This is a genomic window from Bradyrhizobium sp. USDA 4486 (genome assembly GCF_054057995.1).
Genome location: NZ_JBSRZV010000001.1, coordinates 3,228,190 through 3,244,459, shown reverse-complemented (window position 1 = coordinate 3,244,459; position 16,270 = coordinate 3,228,190). Strand labels below are relative to the sequence as shown.

The following is a 16,270-nucleotide window of genomic DNA, read 5'->3' as shown; positions in this document are numbered from 1 at the left end:
GGCTAGCCTCCAAACACGCGCTTCAGCGCGTCGAAGCCGCCCTGGAACACGCCGCCGCCGATATTATTGACGAGCTCGGTCTCCCGATCCGGCGCGCAGTCGAACTCGGCGGTCCATTCCATGAAGGTCTGGTCGCCGTCGGTGACCGGCGTGAGCCGTAGGGTCGCGACGTAGTTCTCGACGCCCATCGGCGATTCCAGGATCGAATAGGTGCAGAACATGTCGTAGTCGGAGAGGCCGAGCAGCTTCTCGCGGATGCGGTCGCCGTTGCGCAGGCGGAAATCCCTGACGCAGCCGATCTTGTCGGAGGGCTCGCCGCCCTCGATGCGGCTTTCGGCGATGGCCGGGTGCCAGTTCGGCAGGCCGTTGAAGTCGCGCACGCGCGCCCAGACACGATCGTTGCGCGCATTGACGACAGTGGAGACGTAGACGCGGGCCATGACGCGACCTCAGCTCTTCTTCCGCGGACCACGCTCGCCCGGCGGCTCACCGCTGCCTTCCGCGGCGGGCGGGGAGGCTGCCGGCTTGTCACCGCCACCGCCGCCCTTGCGTGCGGAATCCTTGATGCCCTGCATGTCGCGAGCCTCGCGGATCAGGCCGGGCATCTTTGCGAGGCTGCCGCCTTCGACGCCGATGTCGGACAGGATGGAGTCGATCAGCGGCGCCTGGACCCGGTAGCGCAGGGCAGAGTCGATCACCTCGTCGGTGGCGCTCCGGCCGCCGTTACCGCTGCCATGTCCGTTGCCGTTGAGGCCGTCGACCTGGAGGATGCGGATACCCTCGATCTTCTCCATCGGTTTGACGCTCTCACGCACGATGCCCTCGATGCGGTCGAGCAGCTTGCGGCGGAACAGCGAGTAGCGGGCCTGATCCGTCAGCACGTTCTCGGCCTCGTTAAGCATCCGCTGCGCCTCGGCCTCGACTGCGGCACGCACACGCTCGGCTTCAGCTGCGATCCGGGTCTCCTCGGCCTGCTTCTCGGCGAGCAGAACTTCGACGGTTTTGCGGCGCTTGGCGATCTCGCTCTCGCGCGCTGTGACGACACGCTCGGCCGCCTCGGTCGCCCGCATCCGGGCCTCCTCGGCCGCGGCGCGCGCCGCCGACTCTTCCAGCGACTTCTGATGGATGGCGATCGCCTTCTCCATCAGGACCGTCTCGACGTCCTTCTCGCGATTGACCTCGAGCTTGCGCAATTCGCGTTCGCGGCCGATCCGGGCCTCGTCGAGCCCGCGGTCGGACGCGATGCGGGCACGCTCGACTTCCTCGCGGGCGGCGATTTCGGCCTCCTGGAGCGACTGGACGCGGGCGACCTCGAGCTGCTCGATCGCACGCCGGCGCTCGATGCGTGCAGCTTCCAGCGCCTGCTCGCGCGAGACGTCCGTCGTCTCGACCTCCTTGCGTGCGACGATCTCGGCCTGCCGGACCTGGCGGTCGGCATCGATCCGCTCGGACTTCTTGGTCGATAGCGCGATGACGCGGTCCTCGTCCGCAATCTCGACAGCCTTCTTCTGCTCGATGTTGAGCACCTCGCGCTTCTTGGAGGAGTTGATGCGCTCGGCCTCGAGCGCCAGATCTACCGTGATGCGCTGGCGCTCGATGGCATCGCGCCGCTTCAGCTCGGCCGCCTCCAAGATGCCGCTCCGCTCGATCTCGAGCGCCTTGGTCTCCCGGTCGGCCTGGATGCGCTCGGCCGCGACCGCCTTCTCCTGGGCGATCCTGGCCGCTTCGATCGCCTCGCGCGAGGCGATGTCGGCTTCCTCGACGGCACGGTTGCGGGCGATCTCGAGCGAACGCACACGCTCCTCCTGCGCAATACGGGAAGCTTCCGTCGCTTCGCGGGCCGCAATGCCGGCGACATCCAGCGTCTGGTTGCGTTCAATCTCCAGCTGCCGGGTACTCTGTTCGGCGGCGATGCGCTCGGCGGCCAGCGTCCGCTCGCGGGCGATGCGGGCGGCCTCCACAGCGCGCTGTGCCTCGATCTCGGCTTCCTGGATGGTGCGCACCTGCCGGATCTCCAGCGCGCGGGTGCGCTCGTCCGAGGAGATGCGCTCGACATTGACGGTCAAGGTCTGGGCGATGCGGGCCTTCTCGGTCGCCTCGCGGGCGGTGATCTCGGCCTCGTCCACGGCGCGGGTGCGCTCGATCTCGCGGCGGCGGGTCTCTTCTTCGTTGGCGATGCGGGCATCGGTAACGACGCGATCCTGCTGGATACGGGCCTTCTCGATGGCTTCGCGGGCGGCGATCTCGGCTTCTTCGACCGTGCGCATCCGCTCGATCTCGCGCTGGCGGACCTCACGCTCGGAGGCGATGCGGGTCGTATCGATCGAGCGCTGGTTGGCAATCCGGGTCTTCTCGATCTCCTCACGCGCCAGCAGCTCCTTCTCCTCGATCGTCCGCGTCCGCTCGATCTCTTTCTGGCGAGTCTCGCGCTCGGATGCTATGCGCGCCTCCGCGATCGCCTGGTCGTTGGCGATGCGGGCGCGCTCGATGGCCTCACGGGCGGAAATCTGCGCCTGTTCGGCCTCGGTCTCGCGCAGCGCGCGCTCGCGGGCAACCTCCGTACGCTGAAGCGCGCGGCGCATTTCGATGTCGCGCTCCTGTTCCAGACGCGCGGTCTCGCTCTCGCGCTCGATCTCCAGCGCCTGCCGTTCGGCCTCCAGGTTGCGGGAGCGGATCTTGATCATCGAGTCCTGCTCGATGTCGTTGCGCAGCTTGCGCTTGGCCTCGATGTCCTCCATGAGGCGCGTCAGGCCTTCGGCGTCGAACCGGTTTGACGGGTTGAAGAACTCGAGGTCGGTCTGGTCGAGATCTGTGATCGCGACTGATTCCAGCTCGAGGCCGTTCTGCGCGAGCGCCTCGGCCGCATTGGTCTTGACCCGCGCGACATAGTCGCCGCGCCGCTCGTGCATCTCCTCCATCGTCATTTCGGAGGCGACTGAACGGATCGCTGAAATGAACTTGCCGGCGAGAAGGGCGCGTAGCTGCTCCGGTTCCATGGTACGGCGGCCGAGCGTGGCTGCGGCAATCGAGACGGCCTCCCGCGTCGGCTGCACGCGGACATAGAAGTCCGCCTCGATGTCGACGCGCATGCGGTCGCGGGTGATCACGGCATCCTGGCGCGAACGCACGATGCCCATCGGCAGCACGTTCATGTTGACCGGCGTGTAGTCGTGGATGAACGGCAGCACGAAGGCGCCGCCATTGATCACCACGCGCTCGCCAAGGAAGCCGGTCCGGACGAACGAGGTCTCCTTGGAGGAGCGGTGGTAGAGCCAGTTCACGATGTAGACGCCGACCACGATCACGATGATCGCGACGATCAGCCAGAGGATCAATTCACCGACCAGCATCCCTGACATCTTTCCCTCCCTCGAACCTTCCGGCGTTACCGCGCGCCGATCGCCTTGAATTGACGTACCTGCTCCGTCAGCGCCCGCTCCACGGGCAGCCGCTCCATAGAGGAGGCGCCGTAGAAGCCGTGGCAATGGCGGGTGTTCTTCATGATGAAATCGGCGTCGGTGGGATCGGCAATCGGGCCGCCATGGGCCAGCACCAGGATGTCCGGATTGATACTGAGCGCGGCGGCCGCCCAGGTGTCGATCCGCGCGGGGCAGTCCTTCAGCTTTGTCGCAGTCTGCGCGCCGATCGTGCCGCCGGTCGTCAAGCCCATGTGGCAGACAATGATGTCGGCGCCGGCGATCGCCATCGCGGCGGCCTCCTTCTCGCTGAACACGTAAGGAGTCGTCAGCATGTCCTTGTCGTGCGCCTTGGCGATCATGTCGATTTCGAGCGCATAGGACAAGCCGGTCTCTTCGAGATTGGCACGAAAGGTGCCGTCGATCAGCCCGACGGTCGGGAAGTTCTGGACACCGGCGAAACCAAGCGCCTTCAGCTGATCGAGGAACACGTCCATGTCGCGGAACGGATCGGTGCCGTTGACGCCTGCAAGCACCGGCGTGTGGCTGACCACCGGGAGCACCTCGCTCGCCATCTCCAGCACGATGGCGTTGGCATCGCCGTACGCCATCAAGCCCGCGAGCGAGCCGCGGCCCGCCATGCGGTAGCGGCCGGAATTGTAGATGACGATGAGATCGACGCCACCTGCTTCCTCGCATTTGGCCGACAGCCCGGTGCCGGCGCCGCCGCCGACGATCGGCTCGCCGCGCCTCGCCATGTCACGCAACTTCTTCAGGAGGGCAGCGCGTTCAAACCTGGCCATCGGTCACCTCGCTAGTCTCCGCCGTGCGCCGGTGCGGCCGAACAGCGTTCGGAACGCGCTGACGATGGCGGCGGCGAAGTCGGGATCGTTGATGTTCTTAGGCATGCGAATGAGCTGGCGGTTGCCGGTCCGGCGCACATCGCGCTCCAGCGCGCGGAACAGCGCGGCGTCGGCGTCGGGATCCCAGAACGGTTGCCCTCGCGCATCGAGCGCGGAGACGCCGCCCTCCGGCAGGAAGAAGCGCACGGGGCCGTCCATCTGATTGAGCCGCTCGGCGATCCAGCGGCCCATGCGCTCGTTCTCCTCCGCCGTCGTCCGCATCAAGGTGACCTGCGGATTGTGGACGTGAAACTTGCGGCCGTGATAGCGCTCAGGAATGGTGTCGGGCGCTCCGAAATTGACCATATCGAGCGCGCCGACGGAACCGACATAGGGTAACCGGCTGCGGATGATCGCCCCAAGGCGATCCTCGGTCGCCGGAAAGACGCCGCCCATCAACAGGTCGCAGATCTCGGTCGTGGTGAGGTCGATCACGCCGGCGAGCTGGCCGGACTCGACGAGCTTTTCCATGGAACGGCCGCCAACGCCGGTGGCGTGGAAGACCAGGCATTCGAAATCGTCGCGCAGCTCGGCCGCGATCTTCTGCACCGCCGGCGTGGTGACGCCGAACATGGTGATGCCGACCGAGGGCAGGCCGCCATCGCCGCGCGTCGTCGCGGCGCGCGCATCATCGAGGCGTGCCTTGACCATCCCGGCGAGCGCATTGGCGCCATTGGCGAGCACAGCGCGCGAGATCGCGTTCAGCCCCTGCACGTCGGTGACCGAGTACATCATCGTGATGTCGGCGGGGCCGACATAGGGCCCGACGTCGCCGGATGCGATGGAGGAGATGATCAGTTTTGGCACGCCGACGGGCAGGGCGCGCATGCCCGGCGCAACCAGCGACGCCGCGCCTGAGCCGCCGGCCGAGATCACGCCAGCAACATTGCCCTGGCGCCGCAGCCAGTTGGCGAACGCATCGGCCATCGCGGCCACGGCCGCGCCGCGGTCGGCGCCGAACACGGCCGTACCACCGCGGCCGTGGTTCAGCGCGATCTCCTGCGCGGAGACATCGCAGCTGGAATGCTTGCCGCTGGTCGAGACGTCGACCAGCCGGGTGCGAAGCCCCGTCGCTGCGACGATGTCACGGATGAAGCGCAGCTCCTGGCCCTTGGTATCGAGCGTCCCGACGACCAGGACGACGGGCGGGCCCGCGGTCTGCGCCGCCACCGGCTCGCGCCCGCGCCGCATCGTGTTCTCCAGTCGCGTGACCTCTGTCGACCGTGAGCGGGCCGCCGCCTCGATGCGAGCGATCGGCACCGGCTGCGACCATCGCGTCGGTGGCACCGGGTTGGAGATGTAGATGCGGATCGGCCCGCCCGGGCGCGGCGCAGGCACCGGCTTTGGTTCGGAGCCTGAGGCGGAGGGGCCATCGATATCAGGCTCGAGCTCGGCATGAAGCCCGACGCCGAGCAGGCGCTGCTGCAGCTCGCGATCGGCGGCGAGGCGCGCGGAGTCGATGATGCGATTGATCCGGCCGTTGACCATGATCGCGACGTTGCGCGAGATCGCCGTGGCAACGCCGATATTCTGCTCGATCACGAGCACGGACATGTCGCCGTCCTCACCGAGCCGCAGCAGCATCTCCTCGACCTGTGCGACGATGACGGGCGCCAGTCCCTCGGTCGGCTCGTCCATGATCAACAGATGCGGATTGGTGAGCAGCGCGCGCGAGATCGCCAGCATCTGCTGCTCGCCGCCGGAGAGCTGACCGCCGCCATGGTCCTTCCGTTCGGCGAGCCGCGGAAAGGTGTCGTAGATGCGCTCGACGGTCCAGGCGCCGGAGCGCAGCCCGCCGGCGAGCCGCAAATGCTCGTCGACGCTGAGTGAGCGCCAGAGACGGCGTCCTTGCGGCACATAACCGACGCCGAGCCGGGCGATCTGGGCCGGCGGCGTTCGCGTGACGTCCTCGCCGCGGACCCGGATCGAGCCGGCGCTCACGCCGACGAGGCCCATGATCGCCTTGCACAGCGTGGTCTTGCCCATGCCGTTGCGGCCGACGACCGAGAACACGCCGCTCTCCAGCGTGAGATCGACGCCTTGCAGCGCATGCGAGTGGCCGTAGTAGACGTCGAGGCCGCGGACCTCGAGCGCAGGGGAAGAGCGGCGAGCCTCATTCATGGCCGCCTCCGAGATAGAGTTCCTGCACCTCGGGATCGGACTGGATCTCCTGCGGCAGGCCTTCCTTGAAGACGCGGCCGTTGTGCATCATCGTGACGCTCTCGACGACGCGTAGCGCCACGTCCATGTCGTGCTCGATGATGATGTAGCCGATATGAGTCGGCAGCGAGGTCAGGATCTCGATCAGCTCGGCCCGTTCGGTCGGCGACAGGCCTGCGGCCGGCTCGTCGAACAGGACGAAACGCGGCGCGCCGGCGAGCGCGAGCGCGATCTCGAGCTGGCGCTGCTGGCCATGTGCGAGCTCTGCGACGCGCTGGTCCTTCACGGCGGACAGATGCACGGCCTGGACGAGGTTGTCGGCGGCATGCATCAGGGTGTCGTTCTGCCCGGGGCGCAGAAACGAGAAGCGTCCGCGCGAGACGCCGCGGCAGGCGAGATAGACGTTGTCCTGCACGGTGAGGCCGGGGAACAGCGCCGAGATCTGGTAGGTCCGGCGCAGCCCGCGGCGGATGCGTTCATAGGGTGGGAAATGCGTGACGTCCTCGCCGAAGAAGCGGATGGTGCCGGAGGAGGGCGGGAAGTCGCCGGTGATGCAGTTGAACAGCGTGGTCTTGCCGGCGCCGTTGGAGCCGAGCACGGCACGCCGCTCGCCCGGCCGGACTGTGATGGTGACGTCGGTCAGCGCGGCGAGCGCGCCGAACAGCCGCGTCACGCCGCGCAGCTCCAGCGCGGCGCCGGCGCCGACGGCGGAAAGGCGATGAGCGACGCTATCCATGGCCGCGCCCTCCGCCTGGCCGGTCCGCGCGAGGACGTAGACTCTGACGCCAGCGCTGCCACAGGCCGATGACGCCGTCCGAGGACCAGAACACGATGGCGAGGAAGCCGAGCCCGATCAGCAGGCGGAAGCGGTTGCCGTCGAGCCCGAGCCGGACCAGAAAGTCGAGCGCGAAGGTGCGCAGCAGCACGAAAATCAGCGCACCGATGAAGGGGCCGATCGGGCGGGTGATGCCGCCGACGACCGCAATGATCAGCACATCGATGCAGGCGCCGACGCTGACGGAGCCCGGCGAGACCTGGCGGTAGTTCCAGACCTGGAGGACGCCGGCGAGCGCGGCGACGAAGGACGCAAAGGCATAGGCGGCGACGCGATGTGCATTGACGTTGAAGCCGAGCGCGGCCATGCGCCGCGGATTGTCGCGCACGCCCTGAAGCGCGAGGCCGAAGGGGGCGCGCGAGAGATATTCGACCGCGAAGTAGCAGAGCGCAGCGACCGCGAGCACGACATAGTAGAAGGGAATGTCGGCGCGCCAGTTCACGCCCCAGAAGTGCGGCGTGGCCACGTTGTTGATGCCGGTATGGCCGTTGAAGATCGCCCAGTTCTGGTTGGTGAAATAGTAGAAGGCGGCGCCAATGGCGAGCGTGATCATGATGGTGTAGATGCCTTCGGTGCGCACCGCGAGCGCACCGCCGAGCGTGCCGAAGGCGGTCGCCAGTGCCAGCGCCATCGGCACTGCGAGCCACCACGGCCAGCCCAGGCTGATATTGGCGTTGCCGCTGAGGCCGAACACGGCGACCATGTAGGCCGAGAAGCCGGCGATGGTGAGCTGCATCAGGCTGACCATTCCGCCATAACCGGCGAGGAACATCAGGCTCAGCGCCATGGTGCCGAGGATCAGCGTGGTCGCGAAGATCTCGATCAGGAAGAAGCCATTGGCAATCAGCGGCATGATGAGAAGAATGCCCGCAACGATCCAGGCGGCGGGATTGTCGATCTCCGGCCATGTCCGCGCGGGGTGCTCCGCTCCAGCAGCGGGACGAACGGCAACGCGGGCGTCGTGCGCGAGCGACATGTCAGCGCCTCGCCAACAAGCCTTGCGGCCGGATCGCCAGCACCAGCACCATGATCAGGAAGGTCACGACGATGGCGTAGGTCGGGATGTAGACCGAGCCGAGCTGCTCGGCGAGGCCGATGATCAGCGCGCCGAGCGCCGCACCGGGGATCGAGCCCATGCCGCCGACGATCACCACCACGAGCGAGGCGAGCAGGAAACGAATGTCCTCGCCCGGTGACAACGACTGGAAAGTGCCGCCGACCACGCCGGCCATACCGGCCAGCCCCGCGCCGAACGCGAACACCAGCACGAAGATAAGCTGGATGCGCACGCCCGTCGCAGCCAGGATGTCGCGATCGTCGACGCCGGCGCGGATGATCATGCCGATCCGGGTGCGGTTGAGCGCGAGCCACATGGCAATGCCCATGACCACGGACGCGGCGAAGATCACGAGCCGGACCATCGGATATCTGAGATAGACCGGCTCGCCCGAAGACTTCACTGCTGTGATCAGCGGCAGGTCCACGGGTCCGATCAGCCAAGTCGGGGTCTGAATCTGGTAAAAATCGCCGCCGCAGGCCCAGAGCATGAGATCGGCAAACACGATCGATAGCCCGATCGTCACCATGGTCTGCCTGAGATCTTGACCCTCCATGCGGCGGAACACGATCACCTGCAGCAGCACGCCGACCAGGGCAGTCAGGACGAAGGCGACGATGAAGCTGAGCAGCCAGGAGCCGGTCGATATGCTGATGGCGTAGCCGACATAGCCGCCGAACAGATAGAGCGAGCCGTGCGCGAGATTGACGTTGCGCATCAGGCCGAAGATCAGCGTGAAGCCGCTGGCGACGAGGAAATAGAGGCCTCCAAGCGTGATGCCGTTGAACACGGCGTTGAGGAAGACGCGCTTGCGGCCGATCGCCTCTTCGAGACCCGGCGGCCAGACCGCGAAGATGAGCCAGAGCACGACGGCAATGGCGATGATCGTGGTCAGCGCCCAGGCGGGATGGCGTTCGATGAAACGGCTCATGTGCGCCGTCCGCTTGTCCGGGCGACACGCCGAAAGTTCATAGAATGCAGGTCGGACAGCCCTACAGCGGCTGCAGGCCTTGCCATGGACGTGCGCTCCCGTCGGTCGCGATCATCTCGGGATCGCGTTGCCCGCATCCTAATCGGGCGGCGAGGGCGACATTTGATCGTGAGTATCTTTTCGTGCAGCGGTCAGGCGCGCAAAACCTTGGCTGCGCGGCGATAATCGGTCGGGGCCATCCCGACATTGGCGGCGAAGAAGCGGGTGAAACCGCTCTGCGAGGAGAAGCCGAGATCGAAGCCGATGTCGGCGATCGGCGTCTCGCTGGCCACCAGCGCTTCGAGCGCCTGTTCCATGATCAGCGTGTTGAGGTAGAGGTTCGGCGTGACGCCGGTCTGGACACGGAACAATCGGTAGAAGTGCGGCCGCGACAGGCCGGACTCGCGGGCAATCGTATCGAGCTCGATCTCGGCGCCGGGGCTTTCCGACATTATCTTGATGCATTTGCGCACGCGGAAATCGGTGACGGAGCCGCTTGCGCGCGGATCGCGTGCGATCTCGGCCTGCTGCCAGCTTTCGTCGTAGCAGATGTCGATCAGCCGCCTCAGCTCGGAATCGAGGCTGGAGAGGGATGGTGCGCCGCACACCAGCGCGGCGGTCCGCCTGATGTGCTTGTCAAGTGCGGGCGTGCGCCGGAACTGGGTGCGGCCGAACCGCAGACGGTCGGTGCCCGAGGCATCGGGCGCAAACCACTCGGCGTTGACGTAGAGCACGAAGAAGATGGCGCCGCCATCGAGATCGGCTGGCAGGAAGTTGTGCGGCTCCCAGGGATTGACGGCGACCACGGAGGTCTCGGTGAGATCATAATGTCCGTCGGACACGTCGATGCATGCCGGCATGCCGCCGACATGGAAGATCAGATGACCTTCACGATGGGCGTGGATATTGAAAGGGCGGTTCAACTGATAAACCGTCGCCCGGCCAAACCGGCCGTGGAAGACGGCGAGCGCACGGCTCATGCCTTCCCCTCCCGAATATTCTTCTTTTCGGTCAGCGTTCAACAACGCCGCCGAGATTGCAAGAGCGGAGAGCGGCCGCGTCAGCTAGTCGCTCCCCGGTTGCGTCTTGACGCTATGATGCGTCAGTATTTCTTACATTCCGGTACGGTGCGGCTCGGCAGGCCGATCTTCGAGAACACGGCCGGATCATAGCCGAGCGTCTGGTTCACGTTCGGGATCACCTTGACGACTTTGCTGAACAGCGCGCCCTTGCCGTCGTCGACGACTTCGGTGACGAAGTTGGTGCCGATCGCCTGGCGGTTGGAGTCGAGCTTGATCTTGCCGTTCGGCGCGTCAAGCTCGATCTTCGCCAGCGCGGCTTTGAATTTCGATTGATTGTCACTGAGATCGCCGTTGACCTCACGCAGCGCGAGGATCAAGGCCATCGTCGAGCCATAGTAATTGGTGGCCAGCAACGAGGGGCTCGGGAAGCGCTTGTTAGGCGGGAACGCGTCCTGATAGGCCTTCACGAACTTCTGCCAGCCCGGATCCTCCCAGGTGTCGGCCTGGCCGCTCGCCGCGATGGTGCCGATCAGGGCGTTCTTGGCATTCCCCTTTGACGACAGAATCGTCTGGTCAATCATGATGGAACCGCCCATCAGGTGCGCCTTGCCGCCGGCCTGCTGATACTGGTTGAGGAAGTTGACGGCATCAGCGCCGCCGAGGCCAAGATAGATGGCATCGACGTCGTCGGGCAGGGCAGCGATGACCGAGCCAAAGTCCTTGGTGCCGAGTGGAACCCATTGCCGGTTGGTCACCTGTCCGCCCATGCCGCAGAATTCGAGCACCAGCCCGAACACCTGGGTGTAGATGAAGGAATAGTCCTCGCCGACGGTCGCGATCTTGCGATACTTCTTCTCGTCATAGGCGTATTTGCCGAGGCCCACCTGCCACTGCGCGCCGTCCATGTTGTAACGGAAGAAGTTGGGGGCAGGATCGACATAGGTGGTTTCCTGCGCGCCCGAAGCCGCATTGATGAAGGTCAGCTCGGGATGGGTCTTGGCGAAGTTCTTCACCGCGATGCCCTCGTCACCGGAGAGCGGCGAGAGCAGGATTTGCACCTTGTCCTGCTCGATCAGCTTGCGGACTGCGCGCACCGCGGAGTCCGGCGTTGCGTCGGTCGAGGCGACGATGAATTCGAGCTCCTTGTCGCCGATCTTCTTGCCCAGCACGTTGAGTGCCGTCTGATGCCCGCGCATGCCGTCCTCGCCGAGCACCGTGTAGGTGCCTTCGAGAGTCGCGGTGACGCCCACCTTGATCTTTTCCTGGGCGATCGCCGCGCCCGAAAGAAACAGGCTGCTCAGCGCGAGCAGTCCAACACTGCATTTCGACATTGTGCTCCTCCCTGTGTCGTCGACTTGCTGCCGCGCCGAACCGGCGCGGCGCCCGTGGCTCTCGAGCGGCCTGCGGCTTTGGAAGGAAGCTAGCCGAAGTCGAATGCGGGTGCCTGCGTGGAGGTCTCGTCCGGCTTGACGGGCAGTCTCATTTTTGAATGTTGCGGCGCAGATGGTTTCGCGGTGCAACAGGCGCCCGTGCGTGCCGGAACAAAACAAATCGGGGCTGACCCGAACACGTCGTGCGAGCAGGTTAGTCCGGTGGTTCTCGTCTCCTGGTCACGCCGTTCTATTTCAAATCTTTGGCTTTGACCGCAATCGCGGCCGCCGCGGTACGATTCTCGACGCCGAGCTTGGAGTAGATTTGCTCGAGATGCTTGTCGACAGTTCGCGGGCTCAAACCCAGGATTTGCGCTATGTCCCGGTTGGTCTTTCCCTTGGACAACCAGGACAGCACTTCCCCTTCGCGCGTAGTAAGGCCTAGCTCTCTTGAAAACTCCACCGGCGTATCGGCGCCGGCATCCTTGGCAAGGCGAAGCAGGAATTCGTTGGGACCGAGCTTGCCCATATATTGCAGCCGCAATTGCTCGCTGCCGCGGAGGGCAGGCATGGTCGTGGTCTTCGCGGCAGACTTGCCCTTCTCAACCTGCTCGAGCCATTGCGGCATCGGGTCGGGCAGCACGAACTCGTCCAGGGTGTCGTCGGCGAGCGTATCCGCAAGAAGCCTTTGGGCCTGCGGTGTCGCCCATAACAACTTGCCCTTGCTGTTGACCGCGAGCAGATAGCGGCCGGAGACATCGAGGGCGGCACGCGCGCTCTGAGTCATCCGGGCATTGGCGAGGTGGACGCGGATCCGCGCCAGCATCTCCTCGATCACGATCGGCTTCGTCACATAGTCGACCCCGCCCGCTTCCAGCCCGCGCACGATGTGCTCGGTCTCGGCAAGGCCCGTCATGAAGATGATCGGCACGCCGTCGAGGCCGGCATCGCGCTTCAGCCGCCTGCAGGTCTCAAACCCGTCCATGCCGGGCATCACCGCATCGAGCAGCACGATGTCGGGCGTGATCTGATCGACGATCCGCATCGCGGATACGCCATCGAGCGCGACCATCACGGTCATGCCGGCGCCGTCGAGCGCGTCGGTCAGGAGCCGCAGCGTCTCGGGAGAGTCGTCGACGACGAGGGCGACGTCGCGTTTTCTGGGGTCAGTGATCATAGCTGTGCAAAGTGTTCAGCGTCGCCATGTATTGGTCGAGGTCGAAGCGGTCGAGCAGTGCTCGGATGTGGGTGACGAAGTCGGCGTGCTCCGGCAGCTCGGCGCAGATTTCGTCGAGCTTGAGCTGGATCGCCCGGACGTAGCCGAGCCGGCCGAGGTCAATCAGCTCCTCGACATATTTTAGGGGAGGCCGGGAGCCGCTCTCCGGCTTCCACAGCGGCACCGGCACCTGGTCGGCCTCGTACTGCCATTCGAGCTTGAGCAATTGGCGGATGGTTTCCAGCAGCCTCGGGATGTCGATCGGCTTCATCAGATAGCCGTCATGGAACGGCTGTGCCAGCGGCGCGCCATGCGCTTCGAGCGCGCTGGCCGAAACCATCAGGATGCGCGCGGTGTGATGGCCGTCGGCACGCAAGGTTTCTGCCACCGTCCAACCGTCCATGCCGGCCATGGAGATGTCGAGCAGGAACAGATCGGGCCGGCAGTGCTGCGCCAGAGCCAGGCAGCCGGGACCATCGGGAGCGCTGAGCAGGATGAAGCCGAGCGGCGCCAGCACCTCGCGCAGCAGATCGCGATGGGTCGGATCGTCGTCGGTGATCAAAATGGTCTTGCGCGGGCCGAGATAGCCGTAGATCGGTGCCTCCACCGGTGCATCGCGCCGGGGATTGGTGACCTCGGAGAGCAGGAGTTTCACGCGGAAGGTCGCGCCGGCGCCGACGGTGCTCGTCACCTTGATGTCGCCGCCCATCACGCCCGCGAGCAGCCGGCTGATGGTGAGGCCAAGGCCTGTACCGGTCTGCGGTTGAGCGACGCCGAGCGCGCCGCGTTCGAAGGGTGCGAAGATGCGCTCGAGATCGTCGGGCTGGATGCCGGGGCCGGTATCGACGACCTCGAACTCGGCAACCGGGCTGCGATAATGCACCACGAACTTGACGCTGCCAGTCTGCGTGAACTTGATCGCGTTCGACAGCAGGTTGATCAGGATCTGCCGCAGCCGCTTCTCATCCGCATAGACCACGACCGGCAGCACCGCCGGCCGCTTGAACACGAAGTCGATGCCTTTGGCGGCAGCCTGCAGGCGGAACATGCCGACGAGCTGATCGAGGAAATCGTTGAGGCGAACCTCGTCGCGGGAGAGATAGAGCCGTCCGGCCTCGATCTTGGAAATGTCGAGAATGCCATCGATCAGTCCCGACAGATGATCCGCGCTGCGACGGACCACGCGCACCTGATCGCGCGGTCGCGCCTGCAAACTGTTGTCCTGCTCGAGCAGCTGCGCATAGCCGGAGATCGCGTTCAGCGGCGAGCGGAGCTCGTGGCTCAGTCCAACGACATAGCGGCTCTTGGCGAGGTTGGCGGACTCCGCGACCTCCTTGGCGCGCTGCAACTCGGCGTCGGTGCGCTTGTGCGCATCGATCTCCTGGATCAGGAGCGTGGTCTGCCGCCGCGTCTCTTGCTCCGCCGCGCGACGGCTCTGCTGTGCCAGCACGAACAGCCAGGCGACAACACCAATGATGATGATCAGTGCGAAGAACACCTTCCATAGCACGTCGGCCAGCAGCGCATCGGCATGCACTGTCGCCGAAGTCTGCAGGTAAATCAGTCCGAGAACGAGACCGACGAGACCGGCTGAGACCGCGAACACGCCGATATACTGGCCGAACTGCGAGTTGATCCGGCTAAAGATGGCCTCGGGCAACATCCTGCCGAGCGCCTCTGACACCTGCGCGCCGGCCCGTGCATGCGGCTTGCAGAGATCATGGCAACGAGCGTCGAGCGAACAGCACAACGAGCAGATTGGTCCGGCATAGGCAGGGCAGGAAGCCATATCCTCGGGCTCGAACGAATGCTCGCAGATGCAGCACTGGATCGCCTCGACGTTCTGCCAGCTTCGCTTCGGCTTCCGGGCTATGTAGTACTTGCCGTCAGTGACACACGCGATCAGCGGCGCGGCGATGAAGGCCGCGGCGAGCGCGACGAAGGCCGACAGCGCCTTCGCGGTCGGGCCGAACAGGCCATAGAACGCGCTAATCGAGACGATGGTCGCGATCGTCATCGCGCCGACACCGACCGGGTTGATGTCGTAGAGATGGGCTCGCTTGAACTCGATCTGCGGCGGGCGGAGGCCGAGCGGCTTGTTGATGACGAGATCGGCGACCAGAGCGCCGACCCATGCGATCGCGACGTTGGAGTAGAGCGCCAGCGTCTGCTCCAACGCCTTGTAGACACCGATTTCCATCAGGAGCAGCGCCACCACAACGTTGAACACCAGCCAGACCACGCGGCCGGGATGGCTGTGCGTCAACCGCGAGAAGAAGTTCGACCAGGCGATCGAGCCGGCATAGGCGTTGGTGACGTTGATCTTGACCTGCGACAGGATCACGAACGTCCCGGTGAGCGCCAGCGCCAGGTCCGGCTGCGAGAACACATAGCGAAAAGCTTCGAGATACATGCTGGCTGGCTCGGCGGCCTGCTCGAGTGCGACGCCATGGCTCAGCGCGAAATAGGCGAGGAATGATCCGACCGACAGTTTCAGTGCACCGAAAATGATCCAGCCCGGACCGGCGCTGAGCAGGGCGATCCACCACGAGGTCTTGGAGGTGCGGCGGTCACGCGGCAGAAAGCGCAGGAAGTCGACCTGCTCGCCGATCTGCGCCACCAGCGAAAACACCACCGAGGCCGCGGCGCCGAACAGCAGCAGATCGAGATGTCCGTTCGGATCGCCATGCTCGCCGGCGAATTTCTGCCACTCCGTGAACGAATGCGGATTGGCCCAGGCGATCGCCAGGAAGGGAAGAAGATGAAGGATGACCCATAGCGGCTGCGTCCATAGCTGGAAGCGGCTGATCAGGGTGATGCCGTAGGTCACCAGCGGGATGATGACGATGGCGCTGATGAGATAGCCGAGCGGTCGCGGAATGCCGAAGCACATCTCCAGCGCCGCAGCCAGGATGACCGCCTCGAACGCGAAGAAGATAAAGGTGAAGGAGGCGTAAATCAGCGAGGTGATCGTCGAGCCGATATAGCCGAAACCGGCGCCGCGGGTCAGCAGGTCGATATCGATGCCGCATTTGGCAGCATAATAGGCAATCGGCAGTCCGCACAGAAAGATGATGACGCTGACGACCAGGATCGCTGCGGTCGCATTGCTGGCGCCGTAATTCAGCGTGATGGTGCCGCCGATGGCCTCAAGCGCGAGAAAGGAGATTGCGCCGAGCGCGGTGTTGGCGACGCGGGCGGCGGACCACCGCCGCGCGCTCTTGGCGGTGAAGCGCAGCGCGTAGTCTTCCAGCGTCTGGTTGGCAACCCATTGGTTGTACTGGCGCCTGACGCGGTCTATTCGCTGCCGCCCTACCACTTA

At 65.2% G+C, this 16,270-nt stretch carries 11 protein-coding genes; all 11 read right to left on the bottom strand.

Translation table 11 applies throughout. The features are described 5' to 3' along the window. Positions 1 to 2: 2 nt before the first annotated feature. Complete coding sequence (locus ACVWY3_RS16100; RefSeq protein WP_456839316.1) at positions 3 to 440, bottom strand: SRPBCC family protein; 438 nt, start codon at positions 438 to 440, stop codon at positions 3 to 5. A gap of 9 nt (positions 441 to 449) precedes the next feature. Beyond that, entirely contained in the window at positions 450 to 3,359 is a 2,910-nt protein-coding gene (locus tag ACVWY3_RS16095) for a flotillin domain-containing protein (RefSeq protein ID WP_456839315.1), read from the bottom strand. 26 nt (positions 3,360 to 3,385) lie between these two features. Further along, the gene (locus tag ACVWY3_RS16090; protein WP_456839314.1) at positions 3,386 to 4,219 is read right to left on the bottom strand and encodes a phosphoenolpyruvate hydrolase family protein; all 834 of its coding nucleotides are present in this window, start codon (positions 4,217 to 4,219) and stop codon (positions 3,386 to 3,388) included. A gap of 3 nt (positions 4,220 to 4,222) precedes the next feature. After that, complete coding sequence (locus ACVWY3_RS16085) at positions 4,223 to 6,439, bottom strand: Tm-1-like ATP-binding domain-containing protein (protein ID WP_456839313.1); 2,217 nt, start codon at positions 6,437 to 6,439, stop codon at positions 4,223 to 4,225. Beyond that, positions 6,432 to 7,214: an ABC transporter ATP-binding protein gene (locus tag ACVWY3_RS16080; RefSeq protein WP_456839312.1), complete on the bottom strand. Its 783-nt coding sequence runs from the start codon at positions 7,212 to 7,214 to the stop codon at positions 6,432 to 6,434. Before ACVWY3_RS16080 ends, ACVWY3_RS16085 begins: the two co-directional genes overlap by 8 nt. Then, positions 7,207 to 8,289, bottom strand: a complete 1,083-nt coding sequence (locus ACVWY3_RS16075) for a branched-chain amino acid ABC transporter permease (RefSeq protein ID WP_456839311.1) — start codon at positions 8,287 to 8,289, stop codon at positions 7,207 to 7,209. Before ACVWY3_RS16075 ends, ACVWY3_RS16080 begins: the two co-directional genes overlap by 8 nt. Position 8,290: 1 nt before the next feature. After that, positions 8,291 to 9,301 (bottom strand): branched-chain amino acid ABC transporter permease, encoded by a 1,011-nt coding sequence (locus ACVWY3_RS16070; protein WP_456839310.1) that lies wholly within the window; start codon positions 9,299 to 9,301, stop codon positions 8,291 to 8,293. A gap of 191 nt (positions 9,302 to 9,492) precedes the next feature. After that, a complete protein-coding gene (locus ACVWY3_RS16065; protein ID WP_456839309.1) occupies positions 9,493 to 10,320 on the bottom strand; it encodes a helix-turn-helix transcriptional regulator in 828 nt (275 codons plus the stop codon). 122 nt (positions 10,321 to 10,442) lie between these two features. Continuing rightward, positions 10,443 to 11,693: an ABC transporter substrate-binding protein gene (locus tag ACVWY3_RS16060; RefSeq protein ID WP_456839308.1), complete on the bottom strand. Its 1,251-nt coding sequence runs from the start codon at positions 11,691 to 11,693 to the stop codon at positions 10,443 to 10,445. A gap of 289 nt (positions 11,694 to 11,982) precedes the next feature. After that, positions 11,983 to 12,909: a response regulator gene (locus ACVWY3_RS16055; protein ID WP_456839307.1), complete on the bottom strand. Its 927-nt coding sequence runs from the start codon at positions 12,907 to 12,909 to the stop codon at positions 11,983 to 11,985. Next, positions 12,899 to 16,267 carry a hybrid sensor histidine kinase/response regulator gene (locus ACVWY3_RS16050; RefSeq protein WP_456839306.1) on the bottom strand — a complete coding sequence of 1,123 codons (3,369 nt, stop codon included), beginning with the start codon at positions 16,265 to 16,267 and terminating at the stop codon, positions 12,899 to 12,901. Before ACVWY3_RS16050 ends, ACVWY3_RS16055 begins: the two co-directional genes overlap by 11 nt. Positions 16,268 to 16,270: the final 3 nt, after the last annotated feature.

Excerpts from the sequence above, each read along its gene's own strand:
- ACVWY3_RS16100 (WP_456839316.1), bottom strand. The coding sequence starts at position 440 with ATGGCCCGCGTCTACGTCTCCACTGTCGTCAATGCGCGCAACGATCGT.
- ACVWY3_RS16095 (WP_456839315.1), bottom strand. The coding sequence starts at position 3,359 with ATGTCAGGGATGCTGGTCGGTGAATTGATCCTCTGGCTGATCGTCGCG.
- ACVWY3_RS16090 (WP_456839314.1), bottom strand. The coding sequence starts at position 4,219 with ATGGCCAGGTTTGAACGCGCTGCCCTCCTGAAGAAGTTGCGTGACATG.
- ACVWY3_RS16085 (WP_456839313.1), bottom strand. The coding sequence starts at position 6,439 with ATGAATGAGGCTCGCCGCTCTTCCCCTGCGCTCGAGGTCCGCGGCCTC.
- ACVWY3_RS16080 (WP_456839312.1), bottom strand. The coding sequence starts at position 7,214 with ATGGATAGCGTCGCTCATCGCCTTTCCGCCGTCGGCGCCGGCGCCGCG.
- ACVWY3_RS16075 (WP_456839311.1), bottom strand. The coding sequence starts at position 8,289 with ATGTCGCTCGCGCACGACGCCCGCGTTGCCGTTCGTCCCGCTGCTGGA.
- ACVWY3_RS16070 (WP_456839310.1), bottom strand. The coding sequence starts at position 9,301 with ATGAGCCGTTTCATCGAACGCCATCCCGCCTGGGCGCTGACCACGATC.
- ACVWY3_RS16065 (WP_456839309.1), bottom strand. The coding sequence starts at position 10,320 with ATGAGCCGTGCGCTCGCCGTCTTCCACGGCCGGTTTGGCCGGGCGACG.
- ACVWY3_RS16060 (WP_456839308.1), bottom strand. The coding sequence starts at position 11,693 with ATGTCGAAATGCAGTGTTGGACTGCTCGCGCTGAGCAGCCTGTTTCTT.
- ACVWY3_RS16055 (WP_456839307.1), bottom strand. The coding sequence starts at position 12,909 with ATGATCACTGACCCCAGAAAACGCGACGTCGCCCTCGTCGTCGACGAC.